19 protein-coding genes are annotated in these 18,200 nt (G+C 67.2%); 11 read left to right on the plus strand and 8 right to left on the minus strand.

The window, feature by feature from the left end; all coding sequences use genetic code 11:
- Window positions 1-76 precede the first annotated feature (76 nt).
- The 7 genes from H7F49_RS12550 (at window position 77) to H7F49_RS12580 (ending at window position 9,536) form a co-directional block, all read left to right on the plus strand.
- On the plus strand, window positions 77-2,353 hold the full coding sequence (locus H7F49_RS12550; protein ID WP_185683947.1) for a S9 family peptidase: 2,277 nt from the start codon (window positions 77-79) through the stop codon (window positions 2,351-2,353).
- Between the two features lie 80 nt (window positions 2,354-2,433).
- Window positions 2,434-3,792, plus strand: coding sequence for a DUF418 domain-containing protein (locus tag H7F49_RS12555; RefSeq protein WP_235982129.1), 1,359 nt, complete (start codon window positions 2,434-2,436; stop codon window positions 3,790-3,792).
- 517 nt (window positions 3,793-4,309) lie between these two features.
- Window positions 4,310-5,335 (plus strand): aspartate-semialdehyde dehydrogenase, encoded by a 1,026-nt coding sequence (locus H7F49_RS12560; protein ID WP_185683948.1) that lies wholly within the window; start codon window positions 4,310-4,312, stop codon window positions 5,333-5,335.
- Window positions 5,336-5,366: 31 nt separating this feature from the next.
- The gene (locus H7F49_RS12565) at window positions 5,367-5,813 is read left to right on the plus strand and encodes a GFA family protein (RefSeq protein WP_185683949.1); all 447 of its coding nucleotides are present in this window, start codon (window positions 5,367-5,369) and stop codon (window positions 5,811-5,813) included.
- A 250-nt stretch (window positions 5,814-6,063) separates the two neighbouring features.
- Window positions 6,064-6,843, plus strand: a complete 780-nt coding sequence (locus H7F49_RS12570; protein WP_185683950.1) for a sulfite exporter TauE/SafE family protein — start codon at window positions 6,064-6,066, stop codon at window positions 6,841-6,843.
- A 13-nt stretch (window positions 6,844-6,856) separates the two neighbouring features.
- Window positions 6,857-7,606 (plus strand): alpha/beta fold hydrolase, encoded by a 750-nt coding sequence (locus H7F49_RS12575; RefSeq protein WP_185683951.1) that lies wholly within the window; start codon window positions 6,857-6,859, stop codon window positions 7,604-7,606.
- A gap of 85 nt (window positions 7,607-7,691) precedes the next feature.
- Window positions 7,692-9,536, plus strand: a complete 1,845-nt coding sequence (locus H7F49_RS12580; protein WP_185683952.1) for a M2 family metallopeptidase — start codon at window positions 7,692-7,694, stop codon at window positions 9,534-9,536.
- A gap of 169 nt (window positions 9,537-9,705) precedes the next feature.
- Here the strand turns inward: H7F49_RS12580 and H7F49_RS12585 are convergent, their stop codons facing one another.
- A complete protein-coding gene (locus H7F49_RS12585; RefSeq protein ID WP_185683953.1) occupies window positions 9,706-9,888 on the minus strand; it encodes a hypothetical protein in 183 nt (60 codons plus the stop codon).
- Window positions 9,889-10,220: 332 nt separating this feature from the next.
- On the opposite strand from H7F49_RS12585, the gene H7F49_RS12590 reads away from it, so the two are divergent.
- A complete protein-coding gene (locus H7F49_RS12590; protein WP_235982130.1) occupies window positions 10,221-11,672 on the plus strand; it encodes a methyl-accepting chemotaxis protein in 1,452 nt (483 codons plus the stop codon).
- A gap of 57 nt (window positions 11,673-11,729) precedes the next feature.
- Here the strand turns inward: H7F49_RS12590 and H7F49_RS12595 are convergent, their stop codons facing one another.
- Window positions 11,730-13,163 carry an AMP nucleosidase gene (locus H7F49_RS12595; protein WP_185683955.1) on the minus strand — a complete coding sequence of 478 codons (1,434 nt, stop codon included), beginning with the start codon at window positions 13,161-13,163 and terminating at the stop codon, window positions 11,730-11,732.
- Between the two features lie 230 nt (window positions 13,164-13,393).
- Here H7F49_RS12595 and H7F49_RS12600 point away from each other — a divergent pair, with 230 nt between their 5' ends.
- The gene (locus tag H7F49_RS12600) at window positions 13,394-14,413 is read left to right on the plus strand and encodes a sensor histidine kinase (RefSeq protein ID WP_328806720.1); all 1,020 of its coding nucleotides are present in this window, start codon (window positions 13,394-13,396) and stop codon (window positions 14,411-14,413) included.
- Window positions 14,414-14,641: 228 nt separating this feature from the next.
- Complete coding sequence (locus tag H7F49_RS12605; protein ID WP_185683956.1) at window positions 14,642-15,031, plus strand: response regulator; 390 nt, start codon at window positions 14,642-14,644, stop codon at window positions 15,029-15,031.
- Here the strand turns inward: H7F49_RS12605 and H7F49_RS12610 are convergent.
- The 6 genes from H7F49_RS12610 to rpsF all read right to left on the minus strand — a co-directional run bounded on the left by H7F49_RS12610 (window position 14,996) and on the right by rpsF (window position 17,491).
- Entirely contained in the window at window positions 14,996-15,298 is a 303-nt protein-coding gene (locus tag H7F49_RS12610) for a hypothetical protein (RefSeq protein WP_235982131.1), read from the minus strand. The two genes, H7F49_RS12605 and H7F49_RS12610, sit on opposite strands and share 36 nt — an antisense overlap.
- Window positions 15,295-15,600 carry a hypothetical protein gene (locus tag H7F49_RS12615; RefSeq protein WP_185686436.1) on the minus strand — a complete coding sequence of 102 codons (306 nt, stop codon included), beginning with the start codon at window positions 15,598-15,600 and terminating at the stop codon, window positions 15,295-15,297. Before H7F49_RS12615 ends, H7F49_RS12610 begins: the two co-directional genes overlap by 4 nt.
- Window positions 15,573-15,761 carry a hypothetical protein gene (locus H7F49_RS12620; protein WP_185683958.1) on the minus strand — a complete coding sequence of 63 codons (189 nt, stop codon included), beginning with the start codon at window positions 15,759-15,761 and terminating at the stop codon, window positions 15,573-15,575. The genes H7F49_RS12615 and H7F49_RS12620 overlap by 28 nt, the downstream gene beginning before the upstream one ends.
- A 526-nt stretch (window positions 15,762-16,287) precedes the next feature.
- Entirely contained in the window at window positions 16,288-16,887 is a 600-nt protein-coding gene (rplI, locus tag H7F49_RS12625; RefSeq protein WP_185683959.1) for a 50S ribosomal protein L9, read from the minus strand.
- 13 nt (window positions 16,888-16,900) lie between these two features.
- A complete protein-coding gene (rpsR, locus tag H7F49_RS12630; RefSeq protein ID WP_185678815.1) occupies window positions 16,901-17,125 on the minus strand; it encodes a 30S ribosomal protein S18 in 225 nt (74 codons plus the stop codon).
- A 3-nt stretch (window positions 17,126-17,128) separates the two neighbouring features.
- Window positions 17,129-17,491, minus strand: coding sequence for a 30S ribosomal protein S6 (rpsF, locus tag H7F49_RS12635; protein ID WP_185683960.1), 363 nt, complete (start codon window positions 17,489-17,491; stop codon window positions 17,129-17,131).
- Window positions 17,492-17,781: 290 nt separating this feature from the next.
- Between rpsF and H7F49_RS12640 the strand changes: the two genes are divergently transcribed.
- Window positions 17,782-18,180, plus strand: a complete 399-nt coding sequence (locus tag H7F49_RS12640; RefSeq protein ID WP_185683961.1) for a PilZ domain-containing protein — start codon at window positions 17,782-17,784, stop codon at window positions 18,178-18,180.
- Window positions 18,181-18,200 lie beyond the last annotated feature (20 nt).

The following is an 18,200-nucleotide window of genomic DNA, read 5'->3' on the forward strand; positions in this document are numbered from 1 at the left end:
GCGTCCCGGCAGACCAGCCGGGGCGCCCTTTCCCTATCGGGCGCACGACCATCTCCCCTGGAGCCGATACCTTGCCATGCCCATTCTGCGTCCCGCCCTGCTGGCCTGTTGCGCCCTTTTGCTGCCCGTCCCGCCAGCCTTCGCCGGAGCGCCCGTGGTGACCGCTCCCGAAGGCCAGCAGGCCGGGACCCTGACCCTCGAGCGGGTCTATGCCAGCCCCGGGCTCAACGGACCCAGCCCGCGCGGGGTCAAGCTGTCGCCCGACGGGCGCTGGCTGACCGTGTTGCGCAACCGTCCGGACGATCGCGAGCGCTATGATCTGTGGGGTTTCGACCGCAAGTCGGGGCAGTGGACCATGCTGGTCGATTCCCGCAAGCTCAGCTCGGGCCGCGAGCTGTCCGAGGCCGAGAAGATGCAGCGCGAGCGGATGCGCGTGGGCGATCTGAAGGGGATCATCTCCTATGACTGGAACGCCGACGGCAAGAGCCTGCTCGTCCCGCTCGACGGCGATCTGCTGCTGGTCGGGCTCGACGGAGCGGCGCGCCGGCTGGACGGCGTCTCGGCCGATGCTCGCGACGCCGCGCTGAGCCCCAAGGGTGGCTATGTCTCGTTCGTGGCGGAGCGGCGCTTCTGGGTGGGCGCGGTGGCGGGCGGCAAGCCGGTCGCGATCTCGCCCGACGAGGCCAGCGCCACGGTCCACTGGGGCGAGGCCGAATTCGTCGCGCAGGAGGAAATGGCGCGGTTCAAGGGAGCCTGGTGGGCGCCCGACGACAGCCGCGTGGCGCTGGAGCGGTTCGACGAGGCGAAGGTGGGCGTGGTCACCCGCGCGGCGATCGGCGCGGCCGGGACCAGGACCTTCGAGCAGCGCTATCCGGCGGCGGGCACGGCCAATGCCGAGGTTTCGCTGTGGGTGATGAAGCCGGACGGGTCCGAGCGGGTCAGGGTCGATCTGGGGAGCGATCCCGACATCTACCTCGCTCGGGTCGACTGGGCGCCGGACGGCCGGACGCTCTATGTCCAGCGCCAGAACCGTGCGCAGACCCGGCTGGACCTGCTGGCGGTCGACCCGGTGACCGGGGCCGCGCAGGTGCTGCTGAGCGAGACCGCGCGTGACAAGAGCTGGGTCAACCTCAGCGATGCCTATCGCTTCCTGAAGGACGGCAGCCTGATCTGGTGGTCCGAGCGCGACGGGTTCGGGCGGCTGTACCACTATCCCAAAGGCCGCTTCGCCGCAGCCGATGCGCGGTTGCTGACCCCGGGCCCCGGGGTGGTCACCGCGCTGGTCGGGGTCGACCAGGCGCGGCACCGGCTGTTCTACACCTCGACCGGCGACGATCCGCTGGAGCAGCAGGTCTATGCGCTGGACTGGACCCGCCCGGGCGCGCCGCAGCGGCTGACCGAGCCGGGCTGGGTCAATGCCGCGAGCATGGACAAGGCCGGGCAGAACCTGCTCGTCACGCGATCGGCCCAGGCGCAGCCGCCGCAGGTCTACCTGATAAAGGCCGATGGCAGCGGCGAGCGGGTCTGGGTGGAGCAGAACGCGGTGACCGGCGATCACCCCTATGCGCCTTACCTGAAGGCCCATCGCGCGCCCACTTTCGGCACGGTCAAGGCGGCTGACGGGACCGAGCTGCACTGGCGGATGATCACCCCGGTGATGGAGCCGGGCAAGCGCTATCCGGTGTTCTTCTCGCACTATGGCGGGCCGCACGTGCAGGTGGTCAACCGCGCCTGGACCGGAGCGCTGGCCCAGGCGATCGTGGCCAAGGGCTACATCTACTTCGAGATCGACAACCGCGGCAGCGCCAATCGCGGCGTGGCCTTCGAAAGCCCGATCTGGCGCGCGATGGGCAGCGTGGAGGTGGCCGATCAGAAGGCGGGGCTGGACTATCTGAAAGGCCTGCCCTTCGTCGATCCGGCCAAGGTCGCGATCTATGGCTGGTCCTATGGCGGCTATATGACGCTGAAGATGCTGGAGGCCGATCCGGGGGCCTATGCCGCCGGCATCGCCGGGGCACCGGTGACGAAGTGGGAACTGTACGACACCCATTACACCGAACGCTACATGGGCGATCCGCGCGAGGTGCCCGAAGCCTATGCCCGGTCCGGGACGATTGCCGATGCGGCCAGGATCTCGGACCCGCTACTGCTGATCCACGGCATGGCCGACGACAACGTGGTGTTCGACAACTCCACCGCGATGATCGCCAAGCTGCAGGCCGAGGGCGTGCCCTTCGAGATGATGCTTTATCCGGGCTACACCCATCGGGTGACCGGGCCGAAGATCGGGCCGCACGTGTGGAACACGATCTTCGCCTTCCTCGAGCGGCACGGGGTGACTCCGCCGCGGTAGGCGCGGTTCCGCACAAAGTGTATTGCTTGTATCATACACCATGATAGTTTCGCCCGGCAACCGATCGGGGGAGACGGGGTTTGAGCGAGCAGAGCACCACCGCAGCCACGGCAGATCACGCCGTCCATCTCGCGCCGGTGCGCGGGCGGGACCGCATTGCCGTGCTCGACGTGATCCGGGGGGTCGCGATCCTGGGGATCTTCTTCATGAACATCCCCTTCATGGCGGGACCGATCTGGAACGCCCTGAGCGATCCGCGGACCATGGGCTGGAGCCCGGCCGACCAGATCACCTGGATGGTGATCGAGACGACCTGGGAAGGGACCCAGCGCGGCATGCTGGAGTTCCTGTTCGGGGCCGGACTGCTGGTGACCGCGGCCAAGGCGATGGAGCCCGACGGGCCGGTGGCCGTGGCCGACCTCTACATCCGTCGCAACCTGTGGCTGCTGCTGTTCGGGCTGTTCGATATCTTCTGCCTGCTCTGGCCGGGCGACATCCTCCATATCTATGCGCTCTGCGCGCTGGCGCTGTTCCCGTTCCGCCGCCTGAGCGTGCGCTGGCTGATCCCGCTGGGGTTGAGCTTCGCCGCCTTCGGCCTGGTCTTCGGGGCGATCCAGTACCATGGGCGCTCCGCCACCCAGACTGCCTACCACTCCGCCATGGCCAAGCAGCAGGCCCACCAGCCGCTGACCAAGGAGGAGGCGAAGGCGGTCCAGGAATGGCGCAAGATCGAGCAGCGGATCGCGGGGAAGGACCCGACGATCGAGAAGGAGGCCAAGAAGGAGGCCGAAGCCCGCGCCAGCCGTTCCATGGCCGACTATGCCGGGTGGATGATCGGCGCCTACCTGACCATCCTGGGCAAGGGTGAGCTGCTCGGCGGGGTGCTCGAAGCCTTCCCGGCCATGCTCCTGGGCATGGCGCTTTGGAAGCTGGGCTTCATCCAGGGGCGGCGGTCGACCCGCGAGTATCTGCTCGTGCTGCTGCTCGCCTATGGCTTCGGCATGGGCGCTCGCTACATCGGCTGTGTCGAACGGCTGGCCTTCATGCCCCAGCCCAAGACGATCTGGCTGACCGACGAGTTCGCCCGCCTGGCGGTGTCGCTGGGGCATTTGGCGGCGATCAACCTGCTGGTCCGCGGCAGCCTGAGCGGACGGGTGGTCGGGGTGTTCGGCCCGGCCGGGCAGATGGCCTTCACGCTCTATTTCATGGAGCAGATCGCCGGGCTGTGGATCATGTTCTCGCCCATCGGGCTCGACCTGCCGGGCGGGCAGGGCTGGGCGCACCTGGCCCTGCAGGCCACGATCGTGATCGCGGTCCTGCTGGTCTTCGCCAACGTGTGGATGCGGGTCTTCGCCTCGGGTCCGCTCGAGTGGCTGTGGCGCTCGCTGTCCTATTGGGAACGGCAGCCGTTCCGGCGGGTGGCGCCAGCGGCAGGGTAGGGCGACGGGGCGGATTTGGGGGAGGCCCGGGTCCAGGTGGGTTGGGGAGGGGTCCGAGCCCTCTCCCCTTCAGCGGAGAGGGTTGGGAGAGGGGCCAGCGCGCATCACCTGCCCCCATCCCCTCTCAACTTCGGCTAGTCCCTGCGGGACAAGCCTCCGTATCTCTCCCCCGAAGGGGAGAGCGCAAATGTCCTCAACCAGACATCAGCGGCCATTGCAGTTGATCCAACCTGCCTTTGCCACGTCGTCCCGGGCTTGACCCGGGACCCAGCTTGCTTGTTCGCGCCGCTGCCGCAGAGGTCAGCTGGGCCCCGGCTCAAGGCCGGGGCGACGTTTAGGGGGAGGTCGTGTGCTTTTTGCGGAGGGAATCTGGATGACCGCAACCCGGCGCAAGTGGTCGTTCGCATCACGCACCAACCGGTCCAACGCAACAATCATAGCCCCGTCCGGTCGCATCCGGCATTGACATTGCCGTCCCGTGCCCCCAATCGCCCCCCGATTTTCGCAGGAGCGTGAGATGGGTTACCGGGTAGTGGTCGTGGGTGCGACGGGCAATGTCGGCCGCGAAATGCTGAACATCCTGGCCGAGCGGTCTTTCCCGATCGACGAGATCGCCGCCGTCGCCTCGCCCCGCTCGACCGGCAACGAGATCGAGTTCGGCGAGACCGGGCAGATGCTCAAGGTCAAGAACATCGAGCACTTCGATTTCACCGGCTGGGACATCGCGCTGTTCGCCGCGGGGTCGGGCCCGACCAAGACTTATGCCCCCAAGGCCGCGTCGCAGGGCTGCGTGGTGATCGACAACTCGTCGCTCTACCGCATGGACCCGGACGTGCCGCTGATCGTGCCCGAGGTGAACCCCGAGGCGATCGACGGCTACAAGGCGCGCAACATCATCGCCAATCCCAACTGCTCGACCGCGCAGATGGTCGTGGCGCTCAAGCCCCTGCACGACAAGGCGAAGATCAAGCGCGTGGTCGTGGCGACCTACCAGTCGGTCTCGGGCGCGGGCAAGGAAGGCATGGACGAGCTGTTCGAGCAGAGCCGCGCGATCTTCGTCGGCGACAGTGTCGAGCCCAAGAAGTTCACCAAGCAGATCGCCTTCAACGTGATCCCGCACATCGACGTCTTCCTGGACGATGGTTCGACCAAGGAAGAATGGAAGATGGTGGCCGAGACCAAGAAGATCCTCGATCCCAAGATCAAGGTGACCGCCACCTGCGTGCGCGTGCCGGTCTTCGTCGGCCACTCGGAAGCGCTCAACATCGAGTTCGAGAACGAGATCAGCGCCGCCGAGGCCCAGGACATCCTGCGCGAGGCGCCAGGGGTGATGCTCGTCGACAAGCGCGAGAACGGCGGATACGTCACCCCGGTCGAATGCGTGGGCGACTATGCCACCTATGTCAGCCGCGTGCGCGAGGACAGCACGATCGACAACGGCCTGTCGCTGTGGTGCGTCTCGGACAACCTGCGCAAGGGCGCCGCGCTGAATGCGGTGCAGATCGCCGAACTGCTGGGGCGCCGTCACCTCAAGAAGGGGTGACCGGCGGGGCCTGCTGGCCTAGCCTGTGGGCATGAGCGCAATCATGACCGGAGGCTGCCAGTGCGGCCGGATCCGCTATGAGGCCTGTGTCGCCAGCGACGAGGCCTACTGTTGCCACTGCCGGATGTGCAAGAAGGCCACCGGCGGGGTCGCCGCAGCCTTCGTGCAGCTGCCCCGCGAGGCTGTGCGCTGGCTGACCGAGCCCGACTGGTACGCCTCCTCTCAGGTCGCGCGGCGGCCGTTCTGCCGCACCTGCGGCACGCCGCTGGGCTTCGCCTGGGCGGACGGCACCGGCCAGATGGATCTGACCGTGGGGAGCTTCGATGCGCCCGAGCACTTCCGCCCCGTGGCCCATGCTGGCAGCGAGGCGCTGCAGGAGCCCTGGCTCGATACGCGCGACCTGCCGCGGCACTTCTCCGCGACGACGGCCAGCGTGGTGCGCCACTGGGAGGCGGCGGGGCTCAGTGTGCCCGAGTAGCAGCACCTCGATCTTCAACGCCGTCATGCCAGCGGAGGCTGGCATCCCGTGCCGATTGCTCCGCCTCGCACCTCCCCGCCACGGGTGGCCTGCGCTGGCATGACGGGGTGGCCAAGGTGGGCCGCGTCTTGCACCTCCCCCGGGCGCGACAAACTTAAACTTCAACCGTGCAAGTAGAGATTGTCTTGCCCGGGATCGCACTTGGCCTATGGCGGGTTTCAGGGGTCGGTGATGCGGCCGAGGAGAGGCGTTGGTGGCAGGGTTCGATGTGCTGCACGGAGTGGCCGGGCTCCTCGTCGGGTTCCTGGTCGGGCTGACCGGGGTCGGCGGAGGGTCGCTGATGACCCCGATCCTGGTGCTGCTGTTCGGCGTCAGCCCGCACACCGCGGTGGGCACCGACCTGCTGTTCGCCGCCCTGACCAAGACCGTCGGCACCGCCGCGCACGGCTGGAAGGCCACGGTCGAATGGAAGATCGTGCGCCGCCTGGCGCTGGGCAGCGTGCCGGCGGCGGTGGTGACCCTGCTGGTGCTGAGCCAGGTCGGCAAGCCCGACAGCCGCGCCGCCGCGATCATGGTGACGGTGCTGGGCGTGATGCTGATAATCACGGCCATGGCCACCCTGTTCCAGAAGCAGCTCGCCCTGTTCGCCAAGACTCACGAGCGGCTGGACGACCGCGCCAGCCTGGTCCCGACGATCGGGCTGGGCGCGGCGATCGGCGTTGCCGTCACCGTTTCGTCGGTCGGCGCCGGAGCGATGGGGGTGACCGCGCTGCTGATGCTGTACCCCGCGCTGCGCGTCTCGCGCATCGTCGGCAGCGACATCGCGCATGCCGTGCCGCTGACCCTGGTCGCGGGGTTCGGCCACTGGCTGATCGGCGGGGTCGATTTCGGGCTGCTCGCCAACCTGCTGATCGGCTCGGTCCCGGGCGTACTGGTCGGCAGCCTGTTGTCCTCGCGCTCGCCCGACCATATCCTGCGTCCGTGCCTGGCAGCGGTCCTGCTGTTTTCCGGGTACAAGCTGCTGAGCTGAGGCGCGCGTGGACATGACGACCGAATTCCTGCCCGGCTTCGACGGTGCGCCGCTCGCCGTGCACCGGCTGGGCCAGGGGCGCCCGGTGCTGCTGCTGCACGGGCTGTTCTCCAGCGCCGAGGTCAACTGGATCAAGTACGGTACGGCCCGGCGGATCGCCGAGGCGGGCTTTGCCGCGATCATGCCCGACCTGCGCGCTCACGGGCAGAGCGCTGCGCCGCACGATCCGGCGGCCTATCCCGCGGACGTGCTGGTGCGCGATCTGGTCGCGCTGGTCGATGGCCTGGGGTTGACCGACTTCGATCTCTGCGGCTTCTCGCTCGGTGCGCGCACCGCGCTGAAGGGCGTGGCCGAAGCCGGGGTGGCGCCGCGCCGGCTGATCCTGTCGGGCATGGGGCTCGCCGGCATTCGCGGCTGGTCGGGGCGGATCGGGTTCTTCCTCGATGCGATCGCCCGGTTCGGCACGATCCCGCGCGAGGATCCGGCCTACTTCGCCCAGGCCTTCATGAAATCGACCGGGACCGATCTGGTCGCCACCCGCCTGCTGCTGGAATCCTTCGCCCAGGCCCGGGTGGACGACCTGTCGGCCGTGACCATGCCCACCCTGCTGCTGTGCGGGACCGAGGACGACGACAACGGCTCGGCCGAGGATCTCGCCGCGATCCTGCCCAACGCCCGCTATGCGCCGATGCCGGGCACGCACATGACGAGCGTGACCAAGCGCGAGTTCGGCGAGGGTATCGTGTCCTTCCTGTCGGACTGACCGGACGGCTTGCATCGGTCGCCGCTGCGGCTATGCCTGCGGCATGTCGTTGCGACTGAAACGATAGCCGGAAGGAACGGAAAACATGTCAAAATTCGTCTCGCTCGTGGCGGTGGCCGCCGGGCTGGCCGTGCTTCCCCTCAGCCCGGCGCGCGCGGCCGATGCGCCCGCGGCGTCCAGCCCCGCACCCGCGCCGACTGTCGCCGAGGCCGATGCCTTCGTCGCCAAGGCCGAGGCGGACTTCGCGCGGGTGGGGGTGGAGGGCGCCCAGGCGGACTGGGTCTACCAGACCTATATCACGCCCGACACCGAGGCCCTGACCGCCCGTGCCGGGGCGGTCACCACCGCGCTGCTGGTCAACAGCGCGACGGCCGCCGCCCGGTTCGCCGCATTGCCCGGCCTGTCCTACGATACGGCGCGCAAGCTCTCGCGGATGCGCACCGCGATCGTCCTGCCGGCTCCGGCCAGCCCGGGTGCGGCCGAGGAGGTGGCGACGCTGCAGGCGCGCATGCAGGGCGTCTATGGCAAGGGGCGGGGCACCCTGCGCGGCCAGCCGATCAATGGCAGCGACATCGAGGCGGCGATGGGCACCAACCGCAACCCCGACGAGCTGAAGGAGATGTGGCTGTCGTGGCACGACAATGTCGGCGCGCCGATCAAGGCGGACTACGTGCGCATGGTCGAACTGGCCAATGCCGGGGCGAAGGACCTGGGCTATGCCGATACCGGCGCGCTGTGGCGGTCCAACTATGACATGACCCCCGAGGCCTTCGCCGCCCTGACCGACAAGCTCTGGGCCGAGGTCAAGCCGCTGTACGATCAGCTCCACTGCTTCACCCGGATGAAGCTGAACCAGAAATACGGCGATGCCGTGCAGGCCAGGACCGGCCCGATCCGCGCCGACCTGGTGGGCAACATGTGGGCCCAGGAATGGGGCAACATCTATGACGTTGTCGCGCCCAAGGGGGCGGGCGACCTGGGCTTCGATGTGGGCGATCTGCTGCAGGCCAAGGGCTATGACCCGGTCAAGATGGTCAAGGCGGGCGAGGGGTTCTATTCGTCGCTCGGCTTCGCGCCGCTGCCGGCCACCTTCTGGGAACGCTCGCAGATCACCAAGCCGCGCGACCGCGAGGTGGTGTGCCATGCCTCGGCCTGGAATCTCGACAACAAGGATGACCTGCGCATCAAGATGTGCACCAAGGTCAACGGCGACGATTTCGTGACGATCCACCACGAACTGGGCCATAACTATTACCAGCGCGCCTACAACAAGCAGTCGCCGCTCTATCTCGACGGGGCCAACGACGGCTTCCACGAGGCGATCGGGGATACCATGGCCCTGTCGATCACTCCGGAATACCTGGTCCAGATCGGCCTGCTCGACCGGGCGCAGGTGCCCAGTGCCGACAAGGACATCGGCCTGCTGCTCAAGCAGGCGATGGACAAGGTGGCGTTCCTGCCGTTCGGCCTGCTGATCGACCGGTGGCGCTGGCAGGTGTTCTCCGGCGCGGTGAAGCCGGCCGATTACAACAAGGCCTGGACCGAGATGCGGCGCACCTACCAGGGGATCGTCCCCCCCGGCGAGCGCGGGGCGGATGCCTTCGACGCCGGGGCCAAGTACCACGTGCCCGCGGTGGTGCCGTACACGCGCTATTTCTTGGCGCGGCTGCTGCAGTTCCAGTTCTACGAGGCGGCGTGCCAGCAGGCCGGGTGGACCGGGCCGCTGCACCGTTGCTCGTTCTACGGCAACAAGGCGGTGGGCGAGAAGATGAGCGCGATGCTGTCGATGGGCGCCTCCAAGCCCTGGCCCGAGGCGCTGGAGGCCTTCACCGGGAGCCGCGAGATGAGCGGCAAGGCCTTGCTGCGCTACTTCGCGCCGCTGTCTAAGTGGCTGAAGGAGCGGACCAAGGGGCAGACCTGCGGCTGGTGAGCCGGAGCGACAGGCGCGGGGGAGGTGGACGGGCCAGGGCCGTCGCTTCCCCCGAGTCGGGCCATCCGGTGCGACCTGCACCAATGGATAGGGGTCCGTTTTGTCGGGGACCCGGCCCACGTTAACCTTTGGCAGGGGCCGTGCCGGCCCTGATGTGGCCATGCCCGGTTCAGCCCATGAAGCCAGTTTCACTGCCGGAATGGCCGCTTTCCACGGATCGGTGCAGGACACCCGTCGCCCGCGGCCGCGCACGGGCATGCGCCACACCAAGATCGTCGCGCATTGATCGAAAATGGAACCGACGAAGTGTGCTGTTTTCACCGGCTTGATCATTGTTGCGATCGAGTTGCATGTTTTTAGGACCGCGCGGCGAGCAGGTCCTTGTGCAATTGTGACAAAACTTTGCTCAATTGCTTCGAGGTGTCCAATATTTCTCGCTCAGACCTGGCCCGGAGGCAACAAGACATGGGCTGGTGCCAAGGCGCTTTGCCAGCGGTCAACAGTTAATCCCGGGTCCCGGTTTTCCTCAGGAAAACTGCAACCTCGGCTTAGCGGTTTGCTGAAATCGCCTGGCTAGACTGTCCGGGCACGATCGCTTGGGAGAGGGATGGCGCAGACGGACCGCGCGCAAGCCGGCTCCAAAGCCCGGCGCCCCGTCCCGGGCGTACGACTGGACAGTGGAGAATGCGAGTGGACAAGGCATCAGACGGCAGTGCCATCGTGACGGTGGCGATCGACTTCTTCGGCATCGGCCCGGCAGACTGGAAGAACCTGCCGCGCATCGCCCAGGTGGTTGAGCGGGCCGGTCCAAAGGCGCTGGAGCGCTTTTACGCCAAGGTGCAGAAAACACCCGAAGTGGCGAGCTTCTTCCACAATCCGCAGCGCGTGCAGCATGCCAAGTCGAAGCAGCTCGATCACTGGCGCACCCTGTTCGGCCGGCCGGTCGACGCCGGCTATGTGCAGAAGGCCGAGACGATCGGCCTGGTCCACGCCAAGATCGGGTTGGAGCCGCGCTGGTATATCGGCGGGTACGCCCGGGTGCTGGAGGACATGATCGTCGAGCTGATCGGCTCGGGCGTCCTGCCGGGAGCCGGACGCCGCGCGCGGGGCCCGATCGGCACGCTGATCAAGCTGGCCCTGCTGGACATGACGGTGGCCCTGTCATCCTACTTCAAGGCGGAGGAACAGAACCGCCTGCAAGTCATCGAGCGGATGCAGCAGGCGCTGTCGGCTCTGGCTGACGGCGATTTCACGCACCAACTGAAGGGACTCCCCGCCGAGTTTGCCCAGATCGAGCAGGATTTCGAGCACATGCGCCAGCGGATCAGCGAGGCCCTGGCGGACGTGGCCGGCAGCGCCACCGGGATCGACACCGGCGCGGGCGAGATCCGTCAGGCTTCGGACGACCTGGCCCGGCGCACCGAACAGCAGGCGGCACGGCTGGAGGAGACCGCGGCCGGGCTCGAGCGCCTGACCCATGGCGTCCACGAGACTGCCGAGGACGCCAGCCGGGCTCGCGGGGCGGCGGACACCACCCGTCGCGAGGCGAGCGACGGCGGAGCTGTGGTCCGCCAGGCGGTCGAGGCGATGGACGATATCCAGCGCTCGGCTCAGGAAATCGGCAAGATCGTCGACGTGATCGACGGAATCGCGTTCCAGACCAATCTGCTGGCGCTTAATGCAGGGGTCGAGGCGGCGCGCGCCGGCGAGGCGGGCAAGGGCTTTGCCGTGGTCGCCAACGAGGTCCGCGCCCTGGCCCAGCGTTCCGCCGATGCTGCCAGCGAGATCAAGACCCTGATCCAGGGCAGCTCGAAAGAGGTCGACAAGGGTGCCCTGCTGGTCCGCACCTCGGGCGAGACCTTCGCCAAGATCGCGGCCATGGTGGAAGAGGTGGCCACCACCGTCGCCACGATCGCCGAGACGTCGCAGGGCCAGGCGGCCGAGCTCAACCAGATCAATGCCGCGATCCGCCAGATGGACAGCATGACCCAGCAGAACGCGGCCATGGTGGAGGAGGCGACCGCCGCGGCGCGGAGCCTGGCCTCGGAGGCGGGGCACCTCAACGGGCTGGTGTCGCACTTCCAGACCGATGGCGACTCCCGCGGGACGCAGCCCGCTGTCCGTCGGGCCGCCTGAGCCCCGCCGGCCTGGGGTGGGGCAGACCGGCTTACCGGCCGGGCTGCCCTGGTGCCCTTACCGGAACGGCGGTTCGTTAAACGCCCGCAGCTTGCGCGAATGGAGCCGCGCCCCCTCGGCCTTGAGCAGGGCGCAGGCGGTGGTGCCGATCTTGAGGTGGGCGCCGATCGCCTCCTCGTAGAAGCGGTTGGCCTGGCCGGGCAGCTTGATCTCGCCATGGAGCGGCTTGTCCGAGACGCACAGCAGCGTGCCGTAGGGGACGCGGAAGCGATAGCCCTGGGCGGCGATGGTGGCGCTTTCCATGTCGATCCCCACCGCGCGCGAGAGCGAGAGGCGGCGGGCCGACTGGGTATAGCGCAGTTCCCAGTTGCGATCGTCGGTCGTCACCACGGTGCCGGTGCGCATGCGCTTCTTGAGGTTCGCGCCGGTGTCACCACTGACCATCTCGGCGGCATGGGCGAGGGCGACCTGGACCTCGGCGATCGCCGGCACCGGGATCTCGGGCGGGAGCACGTCGTCGAGGACATGATCGTCACGCAGGTAGGCGTGGGCCAGCACGTAGTCGCCGATCTTCTGCGTATCGCGCAGGCCGCCGCAATGGCCGATCATCAGCCAGGCCTCGGGCCGCAGCACGGCGAGGTGATCGCAGATTGTCTTGGCGTTGGACGGGCCCACCCCGATGTTGACCAGGGTGATCCCGCCGCGATCCGGGGCGATCAGGTGATAGGCCGGCATCTGGTGACGGCGCCAGGCGGTGTCCGACATCCGTTCGCGGGCATTGTCGGTCGGGGCATCCAGATAGAGCCCACCGGCACCGGCCAGCGCGACATAGTCGCCCTGGCCCAGTTGCTGACCCGCCCAGTCGACGAACTCATCGACATAGCGGTGATAGTTGGTGAACAGGATGTAGCGCTGGAAGTGCTCCGGGCTGGTTCCGGTGTAGTGCGCCAGCCGGGCCAGGCTGAAATCGGTGCGCAGCCCGTCGAACAGGGCCAGCGGCATCGGCGCGTCGGGCATCGACACGTCGATACCATCAGCCAGCTCGTCGCCGATCATGGCCAGCTCGGTGGTCGGGAAGAACCGCGCCAGCTCGACCGGGGACACCCCGCCGAGCCCGGAGCTGGCGTCGATCACGTAGGGGAAGGGGATCTCCTGGGTCGAGCGGACGACCTCGAGCTCCACCTCGTAATCGGCGTTTAGCAGTTCGAGCTGCTCCGTCAGGTAATCGGCGAAGATCGCCGGACGGGTGACGGTGCAGCCATAGGTGCCGCTGGCGCTCAGCCGCCCGAAGGCGCGGGCCAGGTCGGGGCGGGTCTCCTGCCCGGTGTAATGGACGCGCAGCTCGGGGTAGCACCAGGCGTGGGTGGTGCGACGCTCGGGCGGGGGGAGGGTGCCCTGCTCGACAAAAGCGGCGATATCGGCGCGGAGCGTGGCAACGGCCTCGTCATGGAGCCGGACGAGTTCGGCGATGATCGTATCTGGGTTTTGCATGGCCACAGGTAACGCAGGTTTTGTGACAAGGCAAATGCAGCACGGCACCGCATGTGCCGACCAGGCCGCGCGACAGGCGCGCCGGGCCGATATCGTTGGTCACAGCCGCCGGCAACTGATAGGCTTTCGGCTACCCCGCTTCGCGACTCCTGCTCCTTGCCGCTGAAGCATAACTCTTTTTTGAGTTTGGCAAGGATCCGGCAGCCTCATGGCTTGAAGGAGTCCAGACCGTGACACTCTGCTCGCAGAACCCCTCCGCCAGCGCAGGTGGCTTGGGTTTGGCCATCGTCCTTGCGTCCAGCACGCCCTTGGTCCTGCTGGACGGTGCTTTCGTGGTCCGGGCGGCAAGCGGAACGTTCTGCCGGATGTTCGATCTCGAGCCCGCGGAGGTCACCGGAAAAGCGCTGCTGTCACTCGGTTCGGGGGAGTGGGACCTGGCCCGGCTCAAATCGTTGCTGGACGCGACCTTGTCGGGGAACGCGGCGATCGACGCCTATGAACTGGACATGGTCCACAATGGCCAGGTGCAGCATCTGATCCTGAATGCCCAACGGCTCGACATGGGTCAGGACGATGGACTCAGCCTTTTGCTGGCCGTGAACAACGTCACCGACGCGCGCCGGATGGAAGAACAGAAAGACACCCTGGTTCGCGAAAAGCAGATCCTGCTGCAGGAACTCCAGCACCGGGTTGCCAACAGTCTCCAGATCATCGCAAGTGTCCTGATGCTGGGAGCCCGCAACGTCAATTCGGCCGAGGCGCGGACTCATCTCAACGATGCGCACCAGCGGGTCATGGCCATCGCCAAGATGCAGCGCCAGTTGACCACCTCGGGCGCGGAGGGTGTGCCGCTGGGCACTTACCTGAGGGATCTGTGCGGCAGCATTGCGGCGTCGATGATCGCCCGGCCGGACCGGCTGACCATTACCACGTCGATCGATGACACCGTGGCGACGGCAGAGGAGTCGGTCAGTATCGGCTTGATCGTCACGGAGCTGGTGATCAATGCCCTGAAGCATGCCTTCGCCGATGATCACGACGAGGGAAAGATCGATGTCCGTTTCACCTCGACCCCTGCCGGATGGACCCTGGCGGTAGAGGACAATGGCCGGGGAATGCCGGCCCATGCCGAGCCCGGTCTGGGCACGGGCATCATCGATGCCCTGGCCCGGCAACTGAAAGCCCGTGTCGAGGTCCATGCCGCCCACCCGGGCACGCGGGTGGTGTTGCAGCATGACAACGCCGCATAGGGCCTGATCGCGTCGCCTGACGGGCCACCCCCGAATACCCCTGCAGCGCGACCTGGGTCGCGACCATTCCACGGCAGGGCAAGTCCGGCGGTTTCGGGCCCGGGATGTTTCGCGGGGCTGCGGGAACATTGGGCCGCTGGCCCGTTGTTAGAGGTATCACCGAACCAGCCCTGAGCTTTCGATGACTGAGAGACCCTTGTGCTCCCGCTCGATGCCGGGAGCACGCCCATGTTTCTCGCCCAGAACATCCTGATCGTCGAGGACGAGTACCTGATTGCCCTGGACCTGGCGCAAACCGTTGTTGAACAGGGTGGGCACGTGGTCGGGTCCTGCGCCACGGTGGGCGATGCCTTGGTCATGCTCGACCGTCACGGGATCGACGGCGCAATCCTGGACGGCACCTTGCCCGATGGCGAGGTAACCCCGGTGGCACTGCGCCTGGCCGACCGGGGCATCCCCATGATCGTCTATTCCGGCACCGGCTTGCCCACGGGCCTTGCCGGCCGGCTTCCGAACCTGCCGGTGGTGTTCAAGCCGGCATCCTCGGCCACGGTCCTCGCCGGGCTCGCTCGCGAAATGGGTCTAGCGCAGCCGGGTCGTGTCGATCCGCTGAAATGATGACCGGCGCACGCGGCCGGCAATGATCGCCTGCTTGAACAGGTCGCGGGCCAGATCGGCGCCCTCGATGGTGACGCAGACAAGATGAGTCCCACCCGCTGGCAGCGTCTCGAGCGCGCTGATGGTGATGCCCTTGCGACGGCAGCCGTCGATCACGGCCTGCTCGGGCAGGTCCAGGTTCATCGCGCGCGTCAGTCGGGCTTCCATCGGCTCGGTCCAGGGTCTCGAGGGGGTGCGGGTGGCGGCGGCCTTGTGGGGGGCGGTCACGCGGGCGATCCGGACGGAAAGTGCATCATGGCATCCCGCCTCAGCTTGCGGGACACCTCGATCAGCCCCAGGGCCGATCCTCCGGCGCGCTGTCGCGGCAGCGAGGCCAGTCCGGGGTGCAGGGTATCGAGGTAGAGGTTGGCGGCCCGGCGCCCGCCCAGCAACAGGAACGCCAGGCTGAACGCTGCGGCACGACGATGGCCCTCACGGCATGCGGTGTGATCGAAGCCGACCAGCGCCACCCTGCCGGCGCGGGTGGTCCATGTGGCGCGGTTCACGATGCCGCGCCGATCGGTGTGCACCAGGCCGGGCGGGACGAGACGCCCATCAGGGCTTGAAAGCGGTCAATCCGCGTCTGGTAATGCCGGACAAGGCCGAAGGCCCCCGGGTTGAGCACGCCCGCGGCGTCGCGCGATCGCATCATCGCACGCTGGTGCTGATAAAGGAGATGATTGAGGTCCATCGGAATGCTCCAGCCATTGCGGGAGCGCGCTGTCTCTCAGCCACCCTTGTGCAGGACAAAAGGGGTGGTGATGCCTATTTGGGTGTTTGCAGAGCGGTTTACAAGGGGCGGCCCGTTCCGCGCGCGGGGCGATGCCCCGCTCAGCCGCTCTGCCGAAGGGGCCGCACGGGCCGCAGGTCGCGCTCCGGACCCTTGCATCGCCCAACCGGCCGCGGGGATCGTCCCCGGCGGCTCCCGCCAAACGAAAGGCGATTGGGTCGATTGTAACCTACAAGCCCGGAACCCCCACCCCCAGCCCCTCCCTCCGCTCATTCTGAGCTTGTCGAAGGACGGGGAGGGGAGCGAGACTGGCCCTGCCCCTCCCCAACAGGGAGGGGAGCGAGACTGGCCCTGCCGCAGGCGGGGCCAGTCGCAGCGGAGAGGGGGCTCGACCGTCGCGTTTGCAACCGACCCAATCGCCAAACGAAAAAGCCCCCGTCCCGAAGGACGAGGGCTCTTGTCGGGTTCCAGCGAACCGCCTGGCCGATCAGGCCTCGGCTTCGCCTTCCGGCTGGTCGAGCAGGTCGGCCGGGATTTCGCCCGGCTCGGCATTCGGATCGTAAGCTTCGGTGAAGCCTGCGGTCTCGGTCTCGAACATGGCGTCGATCACGTTGACGCCCTGGGCCTGCAGTTCGGCTTCGTCGGGCGAACGGGCGACGTTCACCTTGACGCCGACCGAGACTTCCGGGTGCAGCGCGACGCGGACGTCGAACACGCCGATGGTCTTGATCGGACGCTCCAGCACGATCATCGCCTTGCTGACCTTGGCGCCATCGGCGTTCAGGGCATCGACGATGTCACGCACCGAGACCGAGCCATAAAGCTGGCCGGCGTTCGAAGCGGCGCGGATCAGGACGACCTGCTTGCCTTCCACGTTCTTCGAATGCGCTTCGGCATCCGTGCGGCGGGCGGCGTTGTCGGCCTCGATCTTGGCGCGGTTGGCTTCGAAGACCTTGCGGTTGGCTTCGTTGGCGCGCAGCGCCTTCTTGTTGGGCAGCAGGAAGTTGCGGGCGTAGCCATCCTTGACGTTGACGACGTCGCCGATGGTGCCGAGCTTCTCGATGCGCTCGAGGAGGATGATTTCCATGATCTCGCTCCCCTTACTTCACGAGGTAGGGCAGGAGGCCGAGGTGCCTGGCGCGCTTGATCGCCTGGCTCAGCTCACGCTGCTTCTTCGCCGAAACGGCGGTGATGCGGCTGGGGACGATCTTGCCCCGTTCGGACATGAAGCCCTGCAGCAGGCGGATGTCCTTGTAATCGATCTTCGGCGCGTTCTTGCCCGAGAAGGGGCACGACTTGCGGCGACGGAAAAACGGACGAGCCATGGATCAAGCCTCCTCGCGTTCGCGGCGACGGCTGCGCTCGCGGTCGTTCTTGCGCATCTGGACGGACGGGCCGGCCTCGTGCTCGTCAACGCGGACCGACATGTAGCGGATCACGTCTTCGTTGATCTGGGTCTGGCGTTCCAGCTCGGCGATCACGCCGGCCGGGGCTTCGACGTTCAGCAGAACGAAGTGCGCCTTGCGGTTGCGCTTGATCTTGTAGGCCAGGCTCTTCAGGCCCCAGGTTTCGGTCTTGGTGACCTTGCCGCCATTGGATTCGACGATTTCCGTCGCGGTGGCGGCGAGCGCGTCGACTTGCGACTGGCTCAGGTCCTGGCGCGCCAGGAACACGTGCTCATAAAGCGGCACGGCAGCTTCCTTATCTGTCTAACCGATCGCTGGCTGATCCGCGGGATTGCGGGGCCCCTCCGGCTTTCTTCGCTTCCGCCTGACCCTGCGATCGGACGGAAGCTGCGCCCCTTAGCGAAAAGCCCGGCAAATGCAAGCGCCGTCGGCAGCCTTGCACCGCCGGGAGCTGTGCATGGCAGGCGCAAGCCGCCATGGCGCATTTCGCGTTAACCGCTGTCCCGGTGATCTGCCGGTGGGAGCGGTTACACCCGATTAAGGGCGGCACTGTAAATTCGCCTTTAAGGTTTGACATGAACGCCAACTCGCATCTTGGGCCGGATCACCAGGCCGCCATCGGCCGCAGGCGCGAAGCCCGCCTGCGCGTGCGTCTGGAAGCCCAGTTGATCACGCTGGATGGCACGGTGCGCATGGTGATGGCCGACCTGTCGCGCAATGGCGCCCGGGTGAGCGGACATCTGCCGCGGCTGCGCCTGAAACAGCAGGCGATCATCCAGTGGACCCAGTTCGAGGCCTTCGGGATCGTCGCCTGGATCGACGGAAACCAGTGCGGGTTGGAATTCGACGAGCCCTTGCCGCATCAGGTGCTGGTCAAGACCCGCGAAATCCACGACACGGCGCCCCTCCAGTCCGACCGCGAGCTGGCGCGCGGGGCAGCGCGGGCGTTCGTCCAGGGCAAGGTCCGGCTTTAGACCGCGCGAGCGCCCTCGGC

Origin of the sequence: Novosphingobium aerophilum (assembly GCF_014230305.1) — a bacterium.
Lineage (GTDB): Bacteria > Pseudomonadota > Alphaproteobacteria > Sphingomonadales > Sphingomonadaceae > Novosphingobium > Novosphingobium aerophilum.

Excerpts from the sequence above, each read along its gene's own strand:
- H7F49_RS12550 (WP_185683947.1), top strand. The coding sequence starts at position 77 with ATGCCCATTCTGCGTCCCGCCCTGCTGGCCTGTTGCGCCCTTTTGCTG.
- H7F49_RS12560 (WP_185683948.1), top strand. The coding sequence starts at position 4,310 with ATGGGTTACCGGGTAGTGGTCGTGGGTGCGACGGGCAATGTCGGCCGC.
- H7F49_RS12565 (WP_185683949.1), top strand. The coding sequence starts at position 5,367 with ATGAGCGCAATCATGACCGGAGGCTGCCAGTGCGGCCGGATCCGCTAT.
- H7F49_RS12575 (WP_185683951.1), top strand. The coding sequence starts at position 6,857 with ATGACGACCGAATTCCTGCCCGGCTTCGACGGTGCGCCGCTCGCCGTG.
- H7F49_RS12580 (WP_185683952.1), top strand. The coding sequence starts at position 7,692 with ATGTCAAAATTCGTCTCGCTCGTGGCGGTGGCCGCCGGGCTGGCCGTG.
- H7F49_RS12585 (WP_185683953.1), bottom strand. The coding sequence starts at position 9,888 with ATGCAACTCGATCGCAACAATGATCAAGCCGGTGAAAACAGCACACTT.
- H7F49_RS12590 (WP_235982130.1), top strand. The coding sequence starts at position 10,221 with ATGCGAGTGGACAAGGCATCAGACGGCAGTGCCATCGTGACGGTGGCG.
- H7F49_RS12595 (WP_185683955.1), bottom strand. The coding sequence starts at position 13,163 with ATGCAAAACCCAGATACGATCATCGCCGAACTCGTCCGGCTCCATGAC.
- H7F49_RS12605 (WP_185683956.1), top strand. The coding sequence starts at position 14,642 with ATGTTTCTCGCCCAGAACATCCTGATCGTCGAGGACGAGTACCTGATT.
- H7F49_RS12620 (WP_185683958.1), bottom strand. The coding sequence starts at position 15,761 with ATGGACCTCAATCATCTCCTTTATCAGCACCAGCGTGCGATGATGCGA.
- rplI (WP_185683959.1), bottom strand. The coding sequence starts at position 16,887 with ATGGAAATCATCCTCCTCGAGCGCATCGAGAAGCTCGGCACCATCGGC.
- rpsR (WP_185678815.1), bottom strand. The coding sequence starts at position 17,125 with ATGGCTCGTCCGTTTTTCCGTCGCCGCAAGTCGTGCCCCTTCTCGGGC.
- H7F49_RS12640 (WP_185683961.1), top strand. The coding sequence starts at position 17,782 with ATGAACGCCAACTCGCATCTTGGGCCGGATCACCAGGCCGCCATCGGC.